The organism is Marichromatium sp. PS1 (assembly GCF_041155115.1).
Classification (GTDB): Bacteria; Pseudomonadota; Gammaproteobacteria; order Chromatiales; family Chromatiaceae; genus Marichromatium; species Marichromatium gracile.
This window is the reverse complement of record NZ_BAAFHB010000005.1, coordinates 572,666-589,165: the sequence shown is the minus strand read 5'-3', so window position 1 is coordinate 589,165 and position 16,500 is coordinate 572,666. Positions and strand designations below refer to the sequence as shown.

Genomic DNA, 16,500 nt, shown 5'->3' with positions numbered 1-16,500 from the left:
CCGTGTTCCTCCTGCCTAAGCTTGCGAGTCATTAGGCTAGGCGGCCCGCTGCGGCGGGCACAGAGACAAATCCAAGGAAAATGACCGATACAGTTGTCGCTTCTGCGCCATCTGTACCGGTCGGTTGTCGGGAAACTGTACCTGTTATGTCGACATCCTATCGCTATGCCGAGATCGCCGGCGCGCTGGAGGCGCGGATGCGCGACGGGCTCTACCGCCCGGGCGAGCGGCTGCCCGGGGTACGCCGGCTGGCACGCGAGTTCGGGGTGAGTATCGGCACCGTGCTCGAGGCGCTGCACCGGCTCGAGGCGCAGGGGCGGGTGCGGGCGCGGGCACGTTCGGGCTATTACGTGCAGGCGCCGACCCGCTCGGCCCAGCCGGCGATCTCGACGCCACCCCCGGCACCGGCGCCGGTGCGCGGGCAGGACATGGTGTTGCGGCTGCTGCAGGCGGCCAACGACCCGGCCTTCGTCCAGCTCGGCGCGGCGGTGCCCGATCCCCGGCTGTTGCCGCGCAAGGCGCTGGCGCGGGCGGTGGCCAGCGCCTACCGGCGCTATCCCGACGCGGCGATCGACTGCGCCTTCCCGCCCGGACTCGAGGCATTGCGTCGCCAGGTCGCCCGCCACCTGAGCGCACACGGTACCCCCTTGCACCCGGACGCGCTGCTGATCACCAGCGGTTGTCTGGAGGCGGTGACCCTGGCGTTGCGCGCGCTCACCCGTCCCGGCGATGTGGTGGCGGTGGAGTCACCGACCTACTACGGGCTGCTGCAGGCGCTCGATGCGCTCGGGCTGCAGGCGCTGGAGATCCCCACCGATCCGGCCCAGGGCATCAGCCTGGAGGCGCTCGGTTTCGCCCTGGAGCAGTGGTCGGTGGCCGCCTGTATCGTCACCACCAACTTCAGCAACCCGCTCGGCGCGGTGCTCTCGAGCGCGCGCAAGCGTGCCCTGAGCGAGCTGCTGGCGGCTCATGGGGTGGCGCTGATCGAGGACGACATCTACGGCGATCTGGCCTTTTCGGGTGTGCGCCCGGATACCGCCAAGTGTTATGACCGGGAGGGGCGGGTGATCTACTGCGGCTCCTTCTCCAAGACCCTGTCGCCGGGGATGCGGGTGGGCTGGGTCGCGCCGGGCGTCGAGTTCGAGCGCATCGAATTCCTCAAGTACGCCACCAACCTGGCCGCACCTTCGGTGCTCCAGCTCGCCCTCGCCGAGCTGCTCGCCAGCGGTGCCTATCTGCGTCATCTGCGCGAGGTCAGCGCGGGGTTTGCGCTGGCGGTGGGGCGGATGCGTCATGCCGTCGAGCGTCACTTCCCGCCCGGCACCCGGGTGACGCGACCGAGCGGCGGTTTCCTGCTGTGGCTGCAGCTGCCGGCGGGGATCGACAGCATGGCGCTGCACGCGCGCGCCCATCGCGAGGGGATCAGCATCGCCCCGGGGCCGATGTTCTCGGCCAGCGGCAAGTATCGCGACTGTCTGCGGCTCAATGCCGCGGTGCCCTGGACCCCGGCGGTGGAACGGGCGCTGCGCCGGCTCGGCGCGCTGGCGCGCGAGCTGGCCGGCGACTGAGGGCGATCAGGCGACGCGGTAGAGACAGACCTGACCCTGCGAGCCCTCCTCGCGGATATAGTCGGTGGTGCGGGTCTCGATCTCCTGCCACCGCCCGGCGTCGGTGATCGCGGCGATCTCGCGGGCGTAGTCGTCCTCTGCCCAGGCGCGGTCGCGCACGGTGAAGCAGATGTGACCGCCGGGGCGGATGATGCGAATCAGCTCGTGCAGCGCCTGCGGACCGACATGGCCACAGGTGAAGGTGCCGACACAGAGCACGGCATCGTAGCGGTCGTCGGCGATTGCCAGGCGGCTGGTCAGGTCGCCCTGGTCGAGGCTGCGATAGATGCCCTTGGCGCGGGCCTGTTCGAGCATGTCGACCGAGTAGTCGAGACCGTCGAGTAGGCGGTAGCCCGCCCGATGGAGGCAAGCGCCAGCGAGTCCGGTGCCGCAACCGGCGTCGAGCACCTCGGCGCTCGGGTCGTCGAGGTGTTCCATCAGCAATCCCCCGGCGATCGCCGGGGCGACATAGTCCATCTTGCCGGTGAGATCGGCGTCGTAGTTGGCCGCCCACTCGCGATAGGCGCTGGTGATCGCGTCCTTGTCGCCGGAGGCGAGTGCGCGTTCGAGGATGTCGTGGTGGTCGCTCATCGAGGACTCCTGGAGGCTGGACGAGCGCGGGCATTCCCGCGACTCGGGACGCGTGCTTGTGCGTCCGGGTGATGATGCGTCCTGGCCTGGTGTGACCGGGTCATGGATGGTGCGGCACGCGCTTGGTGCCGGATGGGACGCATCGGATATGTCCCCGTCATCCTGTCGAGTCGGCGCGGCGGTTGTCAAATCGACGCCCGGGTGGTCGCGATCCGCGCCGGGGAGGGCGAGTGGCCCCGGCGCCGCTGGGCGCCGGAGCTGGACACCCGCGCCGGGCGCGCGGGTGCGGGGGGATCAGCGGTCGAGATGCAGGAACTGCATGTGCCGCTCGTACTGGTTGAGGATGTCGTTGATCACCTGGGCCTTGCTATAGCCGACCAAGTCATACTCCTGGCCCCCCTCGCGGAGGAAGACCTCGGCGCGGTAGTAGCGCTCGTTCTCGTGGTGCGCGGCGATGTTGCCGGACTGGCCGAGCGCGAACACCGGCTTGGCGGAGCCGATCAGGTTGACCATGTAGAAGAAGTCCATCTCGTTGCCGTGCTTGACCTGCAGGCACAGCCGGTGGTCCTCGGTGTCATGGCTCAGCTCGGTGTCGAGTCCGCGCTGATTGAGCGCCTGCGAGACCTCCGCCATCGCCGGCTCCACGGTCTCGTGCAGGAATTGTTCGACGAACTGGCGCGAGGGGAAGTGGACGATGCGCGAGAGCCGCTCCTTCCAGCCCAGCCCCTTGTCCGAGATCGCCGGGGCGAAGTCGATGTTCTCGGCCTTCCGCTTGGTCGCCTCCTGACGCAGGCTGTAGTGCAGCGACCACATGAACAGCAGCAGGATCACCGAGAAGGGCAGCGCCGAGACCACCACCACCGACTGTAGCGAGTTGAAGCCGCCGGCGAACAGCAGCCCGAGGGTGATCAACCCGGTGAGCGCGGCCCAGAACAGGCGCAGCCAGATCGGCGCATCCTGCTCCGAGGTCAGGCCCTTGGTGCTGAGGTTGGCCAGCACCAGGGCGCCGGAGTCGGCCGAGGTGATGAAGAAGATCAGCCCCAGCACCACCGCCAGGCCGGACCACAGCGAGGCGGCCGGATAGTGGTCGAAGAAGGCGAACAGGCCCATCGCCGGGTCGTTGACGGCGATCTCGCCGAGTTCGACGGCGCCGTTGTTGACCAGGTCGATGGCGCTGTTACCGAAGATCGAGAACCAGGCGAAGATGAAGCCGAGCGGGATGAACATCGCCCCGAGCACGAACTCGCGCAGCGTGCGCCCGCGCGAAATGCGCGCGATGAACAGCCCGACGAAGGGCGACCAGGCCAGCCACCAGGCCCAGAAGAACACCGTCCAGCCGGCCTTCCAGGAGGCCCCTTCGGCGCCGTCATAGGCGTAGACGTCGAAGGTCTTGCCGATCAGGCCCTGGAAGTAGTCGCCGATGTTCTGCACCAGACCGTTGAGCAGGTACAGCGTCGGTCCCATCAACAGCAGCGCGATCAGCAGCAGGGTGGCGAAGCCCATGTTGATCTCCGAGAGTCGGCGCACGCCGCGCTCGACCCCGGAGATCGCCGACAGGCCGGCGAGGATGATGACGGTGACGATGATCGCCGCCTGGACCAGCTTGCTCGACTCGATGCCGAAGATGTGGGTCATGCCGGCGTTGGCCTGGAGCACGCCGATACCGAGGCTGGTGGCGATGCCGAACAGGGTGCAGACCACGCCGAAGGTGTCGACGGTGTGACCGATCCAGCCGGCGGCGCGCTTGCGCCCGATCAGCGGCACCAGCGCCGAGCGCAGCGCCAGGGGCATCTTGTGGCGATAGGCGAAGTAGGCCAGCGCCATGCCCATCAGGGCGTAGAGCCCCCAGCCGTGCACCCCCCAGTGGAGGAAGGTCTGGGCGATGGCGGCGCGCTCGGCCGGTTGCAGCGCGGTCTCCGCGCCGCCGGGCGGGGTGAGGAAGTGGGCGAGCGGCTCGGAGGCGCCGAAGAACAGCAGGTCGATGCCGATGCCCGCCGAGAACAGCATTGCCGCCCAGGTGACATAGTTGAAGTCCGGGGTGGCGTGATCCGGGCCGAGACGGATGTCGCCGTAGCGCGAGAGCGCGATGAACAGCACGAAGCCGCTATAGGCGGCGAGCGCGAGCATGTAGTACCAGCCGAAGTGGTCGGAGACCCAGCCGAGCGCGAGCCCGAGCAGTGCCTCGGTCCTGGCGGGGAAGAGCATGGTGATGGCGATCAGCAGCGCGGTCAGCGCCGCCGAGGCGATGAACACCGTGCGATTGACCTCGAGCGGCCGCTGGCCGTGGTCGTCGTCGATGAAGCTTTGCATGGTTGATGGTATCGATTGCTGGAAGGGATCGGTCCCTGACCGGACCCCTCGCTCGGTGCCGGGAAACGCGTCCCGTCGCGGTGACGGAGCGCGTTTCCTCGACCCGCCGATGGGTCGGGCTGATGGCCGCGGGGCCACGGGACCGGATGGCGGGCGTGACGTCGCGGCGTCACGCCCCGGACGCCGGATCAGGCGTCGCGTCGCGGAGCCGCGCCCTGGGCCTGGTAGTAATCCACCTCGGCGCGTGGCAGCGGGTCGATTCCGCGAATACGGTCGGCGATCTTCTCGGCGAGCATGATGGTGGTCGCGTTGAGATTGCCGGTGATGATCTGCGGCATGATCGAGGCATCGACCACGCGCAGCGCCTCGAGCCCGTGCACCCGGCCCTGGCCGTCGACGACGCTGTCGGGGCCGCTGCCCATGGCACAGGTGCAGGAGGGGTGATAGGCGGTCTCGCCGTGGGTGCGGACGAAGGCGTCGAGCTCGGCGTCGCTCTGCAGCTCGGCGGTGGGGGCGATCTCGCGGCCGGTGTAGGGGGCGAGCGCCGGCTGGGCGAAGATCTCGCGGGTGATGCGGATGGCGGCGCGGAACTCCTCCCAGTCCTGCGGCTGCGACATGTAGTTGAAGCGGATGCTCGGGGCCGCCTTGGGGTCGCGCGAGTTGAGCTTCACCCGGCCGCGGCTGGGCGAGCGCATCGAGCCGACATGGGCCTGGAAGCCGTGGGCCTTCACCGCGTTGCGTCCGTCGTAGCGCACCGCGATGGGCAGGAAGTGGTACTGGATGTTGGGCCACTCGAAGCGTGCGTGGGAGCGGATGAAGCCGCCGGCCTCGAACTGGTTGCTCGCGCCCAGTCCGCTGCCGGCGAACAGCCACTCGGCGCCGATGCGCAGCTGGTTCCAGGGCTTGAGCGCCGGGGCGATGGAGACCGGCTGGCGGCACTCGTACTGGATGTAGAGTTCGAGATGGTCCTGGAGGTTGTTGCCGACGCCGGGCAGGTCGAGCACCTCGGGGATGTCGTGCTCGGCGAGCCAGGCGCCGGGGCCGACCCCGGAGCGCTGCAGGATCTGCGGCGAGGCGATGGCCCCGGCGCAGAGCAGCACCTCGCGGCGAGCGTGTGCCTGCTGCTGCTTGCCGCGATGCTCGAAGGCGACGCCGACGGCACGCTTGCCGGAGAACAGGATACGGTCGGTGGTGGCGCGGGTGAGGATGTCCAGGCCGAGGCGGTGACGGGCCATGTCGAGATAGCCGCGCGCGGTGCTCGCCCGCCGCCCCTGCGGGGTGACGAAGCGGTCCATCGGGCCGAAGCCCTCCTGCTGATAGCCGTTGAGGTCGTCGGTGCGCGCATAGCCGGCCTGTACCCCGGCCTCGATCATCGCCGCGAACAGCTCGTTGTTGCCGGCCTTGGGCGTGGCCACCCCGATCGGGCCGCTGGCGCCGTGATAGTCGTTGCCGCCGATGTCGCGCGACTCGGCCTTCTTGAAGTAGGGCAGGCAGTCGCGGTAGGTCCAGTCCTCGAGTCCGTCGCGCCGGGCCCAGTGGTCGAAGTCGAGGGCGTTGCCGCGGATGTAGCACATGCCGTTGATCAGCGACGAGCCGCCCAGCCCCTTGCCGCGTCCGCAGTCCATGCGGCGATTGTCCATGTGCGGCTCGGGGTCGGTCTGGTAGCCCCAGTTGTAGCGTCGGCCCTGCAGCGGGTAGGCGAGGGCGGCGGGCATCTGGGTGCGGAAGTCGAGTCGGTGATCGCGTCCGCCCGCCTCGAGCAGCAACACCGAGACCCCGGCCTCTTCGGTCAGTCGCGCGGCCAGGGTGTTACCGGCCGAACCGGCACCGATGATGATGTAGTCGTATTCATTGTTCTCGTGCATGGGGGCTCCTGTGGTGGCGAGCGCTCCCGCGCCGGCCGGCTGGGCACGGTCGGGGGGAGCGCAGGCTTGGGATGGTGGTCGTCGAGGGGCGGCGCGGGGCCGCCCGGGCGCAGGTCAGAACACCGACTCGAAGGTGTCGAGTTCGACCTGGACGGATTTGGTGCGGGTGTAGTGCATCAGGGTCTCGATACCGTTCTCGCGACCGATGCCGGAGTGCTTGTAGCCGCCCACCGGCATCTGTGCCGGCGACTCGCCCCAGGTGTTGATCCAGCAGATGCCGGCCTCGAGACGGTGGATCAGACGATGGGCGCGCTTGAGGTCGGGGGTGACCACGCCGGCGGCCAGGCCGTAGTCGGTGGCGTTGGCGCGGGCGACGGCCTCGTCCTCGGTGGCGTAGCCGAGGATGCTCATCACCGGGCCGAAGATCTCCTCGCGGACGATGCGCATGTCGTCGCGACAGTCGCTGAACACCGTCGGCGCGACATAGGCGCCGTCTCCCAGCGCGCCGGTGGTGAGCCGTTCGCCGCCACACAGCAGCCGCGCGCCCTCGCGCTTGCCGGCGTCGATATGATCGAGCACCTGGGCCATGTGCTCGAAACCGACCAGCGGACCGAAGTTGGTCTCGGGGTCGAGCGGGTCGCCGACGCGGATGCGTGCGACGCGCTCGAGCACCGCCGCCTCGAACTCGGCCAGGCGCGCCGTCGGCACGAACACCCGGGTGCCGTTGGTGCAGACCTGACCGGAGCTGTAGAAGTTGGCCATCATCGCCACGTCGGCGGCGAGCGCGAGGTCGGCGTCCTCGCCGACGATCAGCGGCGACTTGCCGCCGAGCTCCATGGTGACCTCCTTGAGCGTGGAGCCGGTGGCCGCCGCCGCGACCCGCTTGCCGGTGTCGACGCCGCCGGTGAAGGAGACCTTGTCGATGCCGGGATGGGCGGTGAGCATGGCGCCCACCGCGCCGTCGCCCTGGACGACGTTGAACACCCCGTCGGGCAGTCCCGCCTCGGTATAGATCGCCGCCAGCTCGAGCGCGCTCAGCGGGGTGAGCTCGCTCGGCTTGAACACCATGGCGTTGCCCGCGGCCAGCGCCGGGGCGGACTTCCACAGCGCGATCTGGATCGGATAGTTCCAGGCGCCGATGCCGGCGACCACGCCGAGCGGCTCGCGCCGGGTATAGACGAAGCTGGTCTCGCGCAGCGGGATCTGCGTGCCCTCGATGGCGGCGGCCAGCCCGGCGTAGTACTCGAGCACGTCGGCGCCGGTGACGATGTCGACGGCCAGGGTCTCGGAGAGCGGCTTGCCGGTGTCGCGGGTCTCGAGTTCGGCGAGCGCGTCGTTGCGCTCGCGCAGCAGCGCCACGGCGCGCTGCAGCACCCGGGCGCGCTCGACGGCGGTGTAGCCGGCCCAGATGCGTTGACCGGCGCGGGCGCCGGCCACCGCGGCCTCGATCTCGGCGGCGTCGGAGGACTGGACCTCGGCGAGCACCGAGCCGTCGGCTGGGTTGATGGTCGCGAAGCTGGCCTGGTCGTCGCGGCGCGGGGTCGGACGACCGTCGATATAGGCGGTATGCGTCTGGCGCATGATCGATGCCCTCTGCAATGTCGGATGATGGTGACGCCGCCGCTGGCCGGGATCGGGCCGGGACGGGCGTGCGATCGTGGTGCGAGATGGTGGTCTCACGGGATCGGGCGCGTTTGCTGCGGGGGGACCCGGGGCCGTCGGTATGGCGGGCGGATCGGGGAGCGCGCCGGGAAGACACTGAGATGGGCGGCTGTCGTCCCGAGTCGCGCGGTGGCACGGGGACGGCTCCTGGCCACGCTGAGTTCATCCCTGAAGGAGTCCCTCAGCGTCTTCCGGATGGGGTCAGTCGTGGCAGGGTGGACGGAGCGCCGGGGCGTCGCTCGGACGCCCGTCACCGCAGCCGGCGACGAGCGCGCGGACCAGGCGCCGCTCGATGGTCTGGAGCGGCATCAGCGACCCGTGCCCCGGCGCGTGCCGTGCCGCTTGGTCGACGGCTCGAAGAGCAGCGCCAGCAGGTCGTCGAAACGCGAGGCGAAGTGCACCGTCAGGCCCTTGCGCACATGCTCCGGGACCTCGTCGAACTCGCCGCGGTTGTCGGCCGGGAGCACGATCTCCTTGATCCCGGCACGGCGCGCGGCGATCAGCTTCTCGCGGATGCCGCCGACCGGGAAGACCTCGCCGGTGAGGGTGATCTCGCCGGTCATGGCGATGCGCCGTACCGGCTCGTCGCGCGCCAGCGAGAGCAGCGCGCTGGCGATGGTGATGCCGGCCGAGGGGCCGTCCTTGGGGGTGGCACCGGCGGGGACGTGCAGATGGATGAAGGACTGCTCGAAGAACGCCGGGTCGACGCCGAAGCGCTCGGCGTTGCCGACCAGGAAGCCGTAGGCGATCTCGGCCGACTCCTTCATCACCTCGCCGAGCTGGCCGGTGAGCTTGAAGCCGCGATTGAAGCCGTGGGTGCGCGCCGCCTCGATCGACAGGGTGGCGCCGCCCATCGCCGTCCACGCCAGCCCGGTGACCACGCCCGGTCCGGAGAGCTTGCGTTCGTCGCGGAACACCGGACTGCCGAGATAGCCCTGGAGCTGGTCGCGACCGACCGCGACCGGGGCCTCGGCGTCCTCGAGCAGCTCGACGGCGACCTTGCGCACGATCTTGCCGAGCTGTTTCTCGAGCCGGCGCACCCCGGCGTCGCGGGCATAGCCCTCGATCAGCGCGCGCAGGGTGCGGGTGTCGAGCTTGACCGCACCCTTCTCCAGACCGGCGCGTTCGATCTGGCGCGGCAGCAGGTACTTGCGCGCGATCTGCAGCTTCTCCTCGGCGATGTAGCCCGAGAGCTGGATCACCTCCATACGGTCGAGCAGCGGACCGGGGATGGTGTCGAGCTGGTTGGCGGTGCACACGAACAGCACCTTGGAGAGGTCGAAGCGCAGGTCGAGATAGTGATCGAGGAAGTCGCCGTTCTGCTCCGGGTCGAGCACCTCGAGCAGCGCCGAGGCCGGGTCGCCGTGGTAGGAGGCGCCGATCTTGTCGATCTCGTCGAGCAGGATCACCGGATTGGCGGTACCGGCATCCTTCATCGCTTGCACGAACTTGCCGGGCATGGCGCCGATATAGGTGCGCCGGTGGCCTTTGATCTCGGCCTCGTCGCGGATGCCGCCGACCGAGAAGCGATAGAAACGTCGCCCCAGCGCATCGGCGATGGAGCGCCCGATCGAGGTCTTGCCGACCCCGGGCGGGCCGACCAGGAGGATGATCGAGCCGGCGATCTCGCCGCGATGGATGCCGACGGCGAGGAACTCGAGGATGCGCCGCTTGACGTCCTCGAGCCCGTAGTGGTCGCGGTCGAGGATGCGCCGTGCGCGCTTGAGGTCGAGCTTGTCGGTGGAGTGACGGCCCCAGGGCAGCAGGCTCACCCAGTCGAGATAGTTGCGGGTGACGGCGTACTCCGGCGAGCCGGTCTCGAGGATGCGCAGCTTGTCGAGTTCCTCCTCGACACGCTTGGCCGCCTGCTCGGTGAGATCGAGCTCGGCGATGCGCGCCTCGATACGATCGATCTCGGCGGTGCGGTCGTCCTTGGCGATGCCCAGCTCCTTCTGGATCGCCTTGAGCTGCTCGCGGAGGAAGAACTCGCGCTGATGCTTCTGCATCTTCTCCTCGACGCTGCGGCGGATCTTCTGCTGCGCGCGCGCCAGTTCGAGCTCGGTGTTGAGCAGCGCCAGCACCTTCTCCATGCGCGGTAGCAGCGGCAGGGTCTCGAGCACCTCCTGGAGCTGCTCGGCGCTGGAGGTGGTGAGGCTGGCGGCGAAGTCGGCCAGTCGCGATGGATCATCGGGGCCAAAGCGGTCGAGGAACATGCGCAGCTCCTCGACATAGAGCGGATTGAGCGGGAGCAACTCCTTGATGGTGTTGATCACCGCCATGGCATAGGCCTTGACCTCGCTGTCGGGACCGCCGTCGGGCTCGGGCAGATACTCGACCCGGGCGCTGAACGGCGCCTCGCGCGCGAGCCAGCCGGCGAGGCGGAAGCGCTGCAGGCACTCGACGAGCACCTGCAACTGACCGTCCTGGTGATGGATGCGGTGGACCCGGCAGGCGGTACCGATGGCGTAGAAGTCATCGGCGGTGGCGTCCTCGGAGCGCTCGACCCCGACCAGCACCACGCCGAGGATCTTGTGCTCGCTGTCGGCCACCCGCTGCAGCGTCGGCGCCCAGTGCTCGGCGCTCATCGTCAGCGGCACCGCCTGGGCGGGGAAGAAGGGGCGGGCGGCAACCGGGAGCAGGGGCAGCTCGGTCGGCAGGACGTCGTTGGCGCGCGCCAGCGTGACGGTCTCGAGTCCGGAGGATGTCTCCGCCTCGGCCTCGATCACGTCATCGCTGTCGTCCAGTCGCTCCTCCGGCATGTCGGTACCTCGTTTCGCGTCGCTGCTCGAAAAACCCTTTAGTTTTCTGTTTTTTGTCCGTCTTGGCAAGTCGCGGCATTGGCCAGGGTGGCGTATTCGGTCACCGAGAGGGTCTCGGCGCGGCGCATCGGATCGATCTCGGCGCGCTCGAACTGCTCGGGCGTGACCAGCCCGGAGAGGCTGTTGCGCAGGGTCTTGCGTCGCTGGCCGAAGGCGGCGGCGACGATCCGGGCGTGGCGTTCGGGATCGGCGATCGGATACAGGTCCGCGACCGGTTCGAGCCGGACCACGGCCGAGTCGACCTTGGGGGCTGGAGTGAAGGCGCCGGGCCCGATGCGCAACAGGCTGCGCGCCCGGCACTGGGTCTGCACCATCACCGAGAGCCGGCCATAGATCTTGCTGCCGGGCTCGGCGACCATGCGATCGACCACCTCCTTCTGCAGCATCAGGTGCAGGTCGGCGAGACAGCGCGACTGGGCGAGAAAGTGGAACAGCAGCGGTGTGGAGATGTTGTAGGGCAGGTTGCCGACCACCCGCACCCGCTCCTCCGGCCCCTGGCGCAGCGCGCAGAGGTCGAACTTCAGCGCGTCGACATTGTGGATGCGCAGGGTGCCGCGCCCGCCGAGTCGCGCGCGCAGCGGCTCGATCAGGTCGCGATCGAGTTCGACCACGTCGAGCTCCCCCACGGCCTCGAGCAGTCCGGCGGTGATCGCCCCCTGGCCGGGACCGATCTCGACCAGGCGTTCGCCGGGGCGCGCGGCGATGGCGGCATGGATACGGGCGATCACGCCCTGGTCGTGGAGGAAGTTCTGCCCGAAGCGCTTACGGGGCTGGTGTGGTGTCAGCAATGTTGACAGACCTCGCGGGTGAACTGCTCGAGCTTGCGGGTGTCGGCGGCGAACAGTCGGATGCCCTCGGCGAGCTTCTCGGTGGCCATGGCATCCTCGTTGAGCGCCCAGCGGAAGCTGGTCTCGTCGAAGCTGACCCGTTCGATCTCCATGCCCTGGGCACGCTCGGGGTCGAGTCGGCGGCAGACCTCGCCGTCGGTCGAGGCCAGCTCGCCGAGCAGCGCCGGGGAGATGGTCAGCAGGTCGCAGCCGGCAAGCTCGAGGATCTCGTCGAGATTGCGGAAGCTCGCGCCCATCACCGCGGTCTCGTAGCCGTGACGCTTGTAGTAGTTGTAGATACGGGTGACCGAGCACACGCCCGGGTCCTCGTCGGCGGGGTAGCCGGCGACGTTCTCGGCGTTCTTGTACCAATCGAGGATGCGACCGACGAAGGGCGAGATCAGGGTGACCCCGGCCTCGGCGCAGGCCACCGCCTGGGCGAAGCTGAACAGCAGGGTCAGGTTGCAGTGGATGCCCTGACGCTCGAGTCGCTCGGCAGCGCGGATGCCCTCCCAGGTCGAGGCGATCTTGAACAGCACCCGCTCGCGCGGATCGACGCCGGCGGCCTCGTAGAGCTCGACCAGGCCCTCGGCACGACGCACCGTGGCCTCGGTGTCGAACGACAGCCGCGCGTCGATCTCGGTGGAGACCCGGCCGGGGACGATCTTGAGGATCTCGGTGCCGAAGTTCACCGCCAGTTTGTCCATGCTCCAGCGGGTGCGTTCCTCGCCCTCGCCCTTGGTCTGGCCGAAATCGAGTGCGTCCTCCACCAGCTCGCGGTACTGCGGCATCTGCGCCGCCTTGTAGATCAGCGAGGGGTTGGTGGTGGCGTCCTGGGGGCGGTACTCGACGATCGACTCGAAGTCGCCGGTGTCCGCGACCACGGTGGTCATGGAGCGCAGTTGATCGAGCTTGCTCATGATGCGATGTCCTTGTATGGATTTCGGGATGAGGTCGATGGATTTAGGGCGCGTCGCCGCGCCGCCGGTTCCATTGACCCTAGCCCAAAATGGTGACGATTCCGATTCTGCGGGCCGGACCGGCACACCCTTGCCCGGAAAATTTTCCATAATGACACCGACACCCCGTTGAATGCACGCCTCGCGCCAGCGGTTGCTGTGTCAATCGGGGCCGGTGCCGTCTGCAGGAGCTGTTCATGCGCGAATCGGAATCTGATGACTATCTGTTGCCCGCGGATGTCTCGCTCGCACGTCTCGAGACCTGGGTCCGGGGGCAGGGGCGGCTGGCGCCGTCCTCGACCGAATCGACCCGACGAATCCATTACGACACCTTCGATTGGGCGGTCCATGGCGACGGCGCCATGCTCGCCTGTCAGGGGCGCGGCCCACGCTGGCACCTGATCCGCCTGCCGCTCGATCCGCGCGAGCGCCAGCTGGTGCTCGAGCTCGACGCGCCACCGGACTTCCCGGCGCATCTCCCGGCGGGGGCGCTGCGCGAGCGGCTGCTCGGCTGCTGCGGGGGGCGTCGTCTGTTGCCGCTGATACAGCTCGACACCCGGGCCGAGATCCATCGCGTGCTGGGTGACGACGATCATACCCTGCTCAGGTTCGCCATCGAGCGCACCCGCTATCGCGACCCGAACGGCGCGGCGGCGGGGGCCTTGGCGCCGCGGTTGCGGGTGCTGCCCGGTCAGGGCGCGCGGCGCCAGCGCGAGCGTCTGATCGACGGGCTCGAACGGACGCTCGCGCTGCGCCCGGCCAGGGTCTCGGTGGTGGTCGAGGCGCTCGCGGCGATCGGACGCTATCCGGGCGATTATTCCTCCAAGCTCGATCTCGATATCGCTCCCGAGACCCGTGCCGAAGAGGCCGCGCGCGCGGTGCTGCGCGAGCTGCTCGGGACGCTCGAGGCCAATGTCGAGGGCGCGCGCGAGGCGATCGATCCCGAGTTCCTCCATGATCTGCGGGTGGCGACCCGGCGCACCCGCTCGGCGCTCGGTCAGCTCGGGGCGATCTTCCCGGAGACGCGGCTGCGGCCTTTTCGCGAGGGGTTTGCCTGGCTGCAGCGGGTCACCGGGCCGGTGCGCGATCTCGACGTCCAGCTCGAGCAGTTCGCGCACCAGCGTGCCGGGCTGCCCGAGGCGCTGCGCGGCGCCCTCGATCCCCTGGGTGAGCGTCTGCACGCCGATCACGCCGCGGCGCAGCGGGCGCTGGCCGACGAACTCGGCGGCGAGACGTGCGCGCGGCTGCTCGCCGACTGGCACGACTTCCTCGACACCCCGCTCGCGCCCGAGGCGCTGGGTCCCGCCGCGCGGCGACCGGTCAAGACGGTGGTCGCCGCCCGGCTGCGGCGGCTGGCGCGCCAGGTGTTGCGCGAGGGCGCGGCGATCGGCGCGGACTCACCGCCGGAGGCGCTGCATGCGCTGCGCAAGCGCTGCAAGAAGCTGCGTTACATGATGGAGTTCTTCCACAGCCTCTATCCGCGTCGCGAGATCCGCAAGTCGATCCGTCAGACCAAGGACCTCCTTGACAACCTCGGCGGTTTCCAGGATCGGGCGGTGCAGGCCGAGCGTCTGCGCCTGTTGGCGCGACGGATGTTCGAGGCGGGCGAGGCCGACAGCGACACCCTGCTCGCCATCGGCGCCCTGGTCGGCCAGTTGCTGGCGCAGCAGCGCGACGATCGCGCCGCCTTCGACGAGGTCTTCGGGGCGTTTCGCGCGAAGTCGTCGCGGGCGCGGTTGAAGGCGCTGTTCGGGGGCTGACCCGGCTGCGGCCTCAGTCGTTGTGCTGGCGCCGCTGGGGTGCGAGCGGCGGCGCTCGCCGAACCCGAGACGATCAGGCCGTCGAGCCGCGCCCGCTGGCGTGGCTCGGTGCGCGAACGCTCAGGGGATCGGCGCGCTGGTGGCCGGGGCGGCGGTCTCGGGCGGTTCGAACCAGCCGAGCTTGTCATGGAGGCGCACCACCTCGCCGACGATGATCAGCGTCGGCGGCTCCGGCGGATCGGCGGCGAGCTGCTCGACGATGGTCGAGAGCGTGCCGGCATAGACCCGGTGCATGTGGGTGGTGCCCTGTTGCACCAGCGCCACCGGCATGTCGCCCGCCACGCCGTGCTCGCGCAGTCGCTCGACGATCACCGGCAGCCCCGCCAACCCCATGTAGAAGACCACCGTCTGGTTGGGCTGGGCGAGCGCCGGCCAGTTGAGGTCGATGGTGCCGTCCTTGAGATGCCCGGTGACGAAGGTCACCGATTGCGCGTAGTCTCTGTGGGTCAGCGGGATGCCGCTGTAGCAGGCGCAGCCGGAGGCGGCGGTGATCCCGGGGATGACCTGGAAGGGCACGCCCTCGGCGGCGAGGGTGTCGATCTCCTCGCCGCCGCGCCCGAAGATGAAGGGATCACCACCCTTGAGACGCAGCACCCGGTGCCCGTCCTTGGCCAGCTCGGCGAGCAGCCGGTTGATCTCCTCCTGACGCATGGCGTGATGGTTGCGCTGCTTGCCGACATAGATGCGGCGCGCGTCGCGGCGGGTCATCTCCAGGATCGGGGTGGAGACCAGACGGTCGTAGACCACCACGTCGGCCTGCTGCATCAGCCGCAGCGCGCGGAAGGTGAGCAGATCGGGGTCGCCGGGACCGGCGCCGACCAGATAGACCTCGCCCAGCTCGCTGTGCTCGGGGTCGGCGTCGAGCTCCTGGCGGATCAGTCGCTCGGCGGCGTCCTGCTGGCCGGCGAAGATACGCTCGGCGACCCCGCCGAGCAGCACCCGGTCCCAGAACCGGCGTCGGTCGCGGGCGTCGTCGAAACGTTGCTTGACCGGCGCGCGGTAGCGGCGACAGAGTTCGGCGAGCCGCCCGTAGCCGGCCGGGATCAGCCCCTCGAGCCGGGTACGCAGCAATCGGGCGAGCACCGGCGAGGCGCGCCCGGTGGAGACGGCGATCACCACCGGCGAGCGATCGACGATCGAGGGCAGCAGGAAGCTGCAGGCCTCGGGGTCGTCGACCACGTTGACCGGGATGCCGTGTCCCTTGGCGATCTCGGCGATGCGATGATTGGTGTCGCGGTCATCGGTGGCGGCGATCACCAGCCGGTTGCCGGGGATGTCCTCGGGCGCGAAGCAGCGCGCGAGATGGCGCAGTCGGCCGCTCTCGGCCAGCTCGGCGAGTTCATCGCTCAGGGTCGGGGAGATCAGGGTGAGCTCGGCGCCCGCGCGCAGCAGGTTGCCGGCCTTGCGTGCCGCCGTGGTGCCGCCGCCGACCACCAGACAGGGCTGCCCCTGCATGTCGAGAAAGATGGGGAGAAGTTCCATGGTCATCTCAGGGGTTTAGGCCCCACAGCGTCATTGAGTTGGTTGTCAAAAGTCATTAATATACTTAAATACTTAGAATTGTGGTAGAAGCCCCGGTGATCAACGAGATCGACTCCGAATCATTACAGCAACGCATCAGCGATGGAGCGGATCAGTTACTGGTCGACATCCGCACGCCCGCCGAAATGGCACAGGGCATGATTCCCGATGCGATGCAATTGCCGATGCACCTGATCCCGCTGCGTCTCGCCGAACTGCCGCGCGATCGCGATATCGTGCTCTACTGCCGCAGTGGTGCGCGTTCCTATCAGGCCTGTGCCTACATGCAGCAGCAGGGCTATGACCGCGTCATCAATCTGCGTGGCGGGATCATTGCCTGGGCACGCCACGGTTATCCGGTCGCGCCACCTGCATGAAGCTGGCGTCAGGGCTTTGCTGATCAGGAAACGGTTGACTCATCAACCTGATATGTTGCCTTTTTAATTGGGGTTCGCCTATGACGCCGAACCCTCTGATTCACACCCGTTCTTTCACCCACCAGCCCCCGAACCGGAGGTA

The 16,500-nt window shown here is 68.9% G+C and carries 11 protein-coding genes; 3 read left to right on the top strand and 8 right to left on the bottom strand.

Annotation, left to right across the window (positions count from 1 at the left end):
* Positions 1-146 precede the first annotated feature (146 nt).
* Complete coding sequence (locus ACAM26_RS14910) at positions 147-1,568, top strand: PLP-dependent aminotransferase family protein (protein ID WP_369613994.1); 1,422 nt, start codon at positions 147-149, stop codon at positions 1,566-1,568.
* Positions 1,569-1,574: 6 nt separating this feature from the next.
* Here the strand turns inward: ACAM26_RS14910 and ACAM26_RS14905 are convergent, their stop codons facing one another.
* The 7 genes from ACAM26_RS14905 to tal form a co-directional block, all read right to left on the bottom strand.
* Positions 1,575-2,198 carry a class I SAM-dependent methyltransferase gene (locus tag ACAM26_RS14905; protein ID WP_123139654.1) on the bottom strand — a complete coding sequence of 208 codons (624 nt, stop codon included), beginning with the start codon at positions 2,196-2,198 and terminating at the stop codon, positions 1,575-1,577.
* Between the two features lie 294 nt (positions 2,199-2,492).
* Positions 2,493-4,508 carry a choline BCCT transporter BetT gene (betT, locus tag ACAM26_RS14900; RefSeq protein WP_123139655.1) on the bottom strand — a complete coding sequence of 672 codons (2,016 nt, stop codon included), beginning with the start codon at positions 4,506-4,508 and terminating at the stop codon, positions 2,493-2,495.
* A 188-nt stretch (positions 4,509-4,696) separates the two neighbouring features.
* Positions 4,697-6,373, bottom strand: a complete 1,677-nt coding sequence (betA, locus tag ACAM26_RS14895) for a choline dehydrogenase (protein WP_369613993.1) — start codon at positions 6,371-6,373, stop codon at positions 4,697-4,699.
* Positions 6,374-6,487: 114 nt separating this feature from the next.
* The gene (gene betB / locus ACAM26_RS14890) at positions 6,488-7,954 is read right to left on the bottom strand and encodes a betaine-aldehyde dehydrogenase (protein ID WP_369613992.1); all 1,467 of its coding nucleotides are present in this window, start codon (positions 7,952-7,954) and stop codon (positions 6,488-6,490) included.
* A gap of 389 nt (positions 7,955-8,343) precedes the next feature.
* Complete coding sequence (gene lon / locus ACAM26_RS14885) at positions 8,344-10,794, bottom strand: endopeptidase La (RefSeq protein WP_369613991.1); 2,451 nt, start codon at positions 10,792-10,794, stop codon at positions 8,344-8,346.
* A gap of 38 nt (positions 10,795-10,832) precedes the next feature.
* On the bottom strand, positions 10,833-11,642 hold the full coding sequence (gene rsmA / locus ACAM26_RS14880) for a 16S rRNA (adenine(1518)-N(6)/adenine(1519)-N(6))-dimethyltransferase RsmA (RefSeq protein ID WP_369613990.1): 810 nt from the start codon (positions 11,640-11,642) through the stop codon (positions 10,833-10,835).
* On the bottom strand, positions 11,636-12,601 hold the full coding sequence (gene tal / locus ACAM26_RS14875; protein ID WP_123139660.1) for a transaldolase: 966 nt from the start codon (positions 12,599-12,601) through the stop codon (positions 11,636-11,638). Before tal ends, rsmA begins: the two co-directional genes overlap by 7 nt.
* A gap of 236 nt (positions 12,602-12,837) precedes the next feature.
* On the opposite strand from tal, the gene ACAM26_RS14870 reads away from it, so the two are divergent.
* Entirely contained in the window at positions 12,838-14,400 is a 1,563-nt protein-coding gene (locus ACAM26_RS14870) for a CHAD domain-containing protein (RefSeq protein WP_369613989.1), read from the top strand.
* A 120-nt stretch (positions 14,401-14,520) separates the two neighbouring features.
* Here the strand turns inward: ACAM26_RS14870 and cysG are convergent, their stop codons facing one another.
* Positions 14,521-15,942, bottom strand: a complete 1,422-nt coding sequence (gene cysG, locus ACAM26_RS14865; protein ID WP_369613988.1) for a siroheme synthase CysG — start codon at positions 15,940-15,942, stop codon at positions 14,521-14,523.
* 95 nt (positions 15,943-16,037) lie between these two features.
* On the opposite strand from cysG, the gene ACAM26_RS14860 reads away from it, so the two are divergent.
* Positions 16,038-16,358: a rhodanese-like domain-containing protein gene (locus ACAM26_RS14860; RefSeq protein WP_062271873.1), complete on the top strand. Its 321-nt coding sequence runs from the start codon at positions 16,038-16,040 to the stop codon at positions 16,356-16,358.
* Positions 16,359-16,500 lie beyond the last annotated feature (142 nt).

Coding starts and splice junctions, on each gene's coding strand:
- ACAM26_RS14910 (WP_369613994.1), top strand. CDS start 147: ATGTCGACATCCTATCGCTATGCCGAGATCGCCGGCGCGCTGGAGGCG.
- ACAM26_RS14905 (WP_123139654.1), bottom strand. CDS start 2,198: ATGAGCGACCACCACGACATCCTCGAACGCGCACTCGCCTCCGGCGAC.
- betT (WP_123139655.1), bottom strand. CDS start 4,508: ATGCAAAGCTTCATCGACGACGACCACGGCCAGCGGCCGCTCGAGGTC.
- betA (WP_369613993.1), bottom strand. CDS start 6,373: ATGCACGAGAACAATGAATACGACTACATCATCATCGGTGCCGGTTCG.
- betB (WP_369613992.1), bottom strand. CDS start 7,954: ATGCGCCAGACGCATACCGCCTATATCGACGGTCGTCCGACCCCGCGC.
- lon (WP_369613991.1), bottom strand. CDS start 10,794: ATGCCGGAGGAGCGACTGGACGACAGCGATGACGTGATCGAGGCCGAG.
- tal (WP_123139660.1), bottom strand. CDS start 12,601: ATGAGCAAGCTCGATCAACTGCGCTCCATGACCACCGTGGTCGCGGAC.
- ACAM26_RS14870 (WP_369613989.1), top strand. CDS start 12,838: ATGCGCGAATCGGAATCTGATGACTATCTGTTGCCCGCGGATGTCTCG.
- cysG (WP_369613988.1), bottom strand. CDS start 15,942: ATGGAACTTCTCCCCATCTTTCTCGACATGCAGGGGCAGCCCTGTCTG.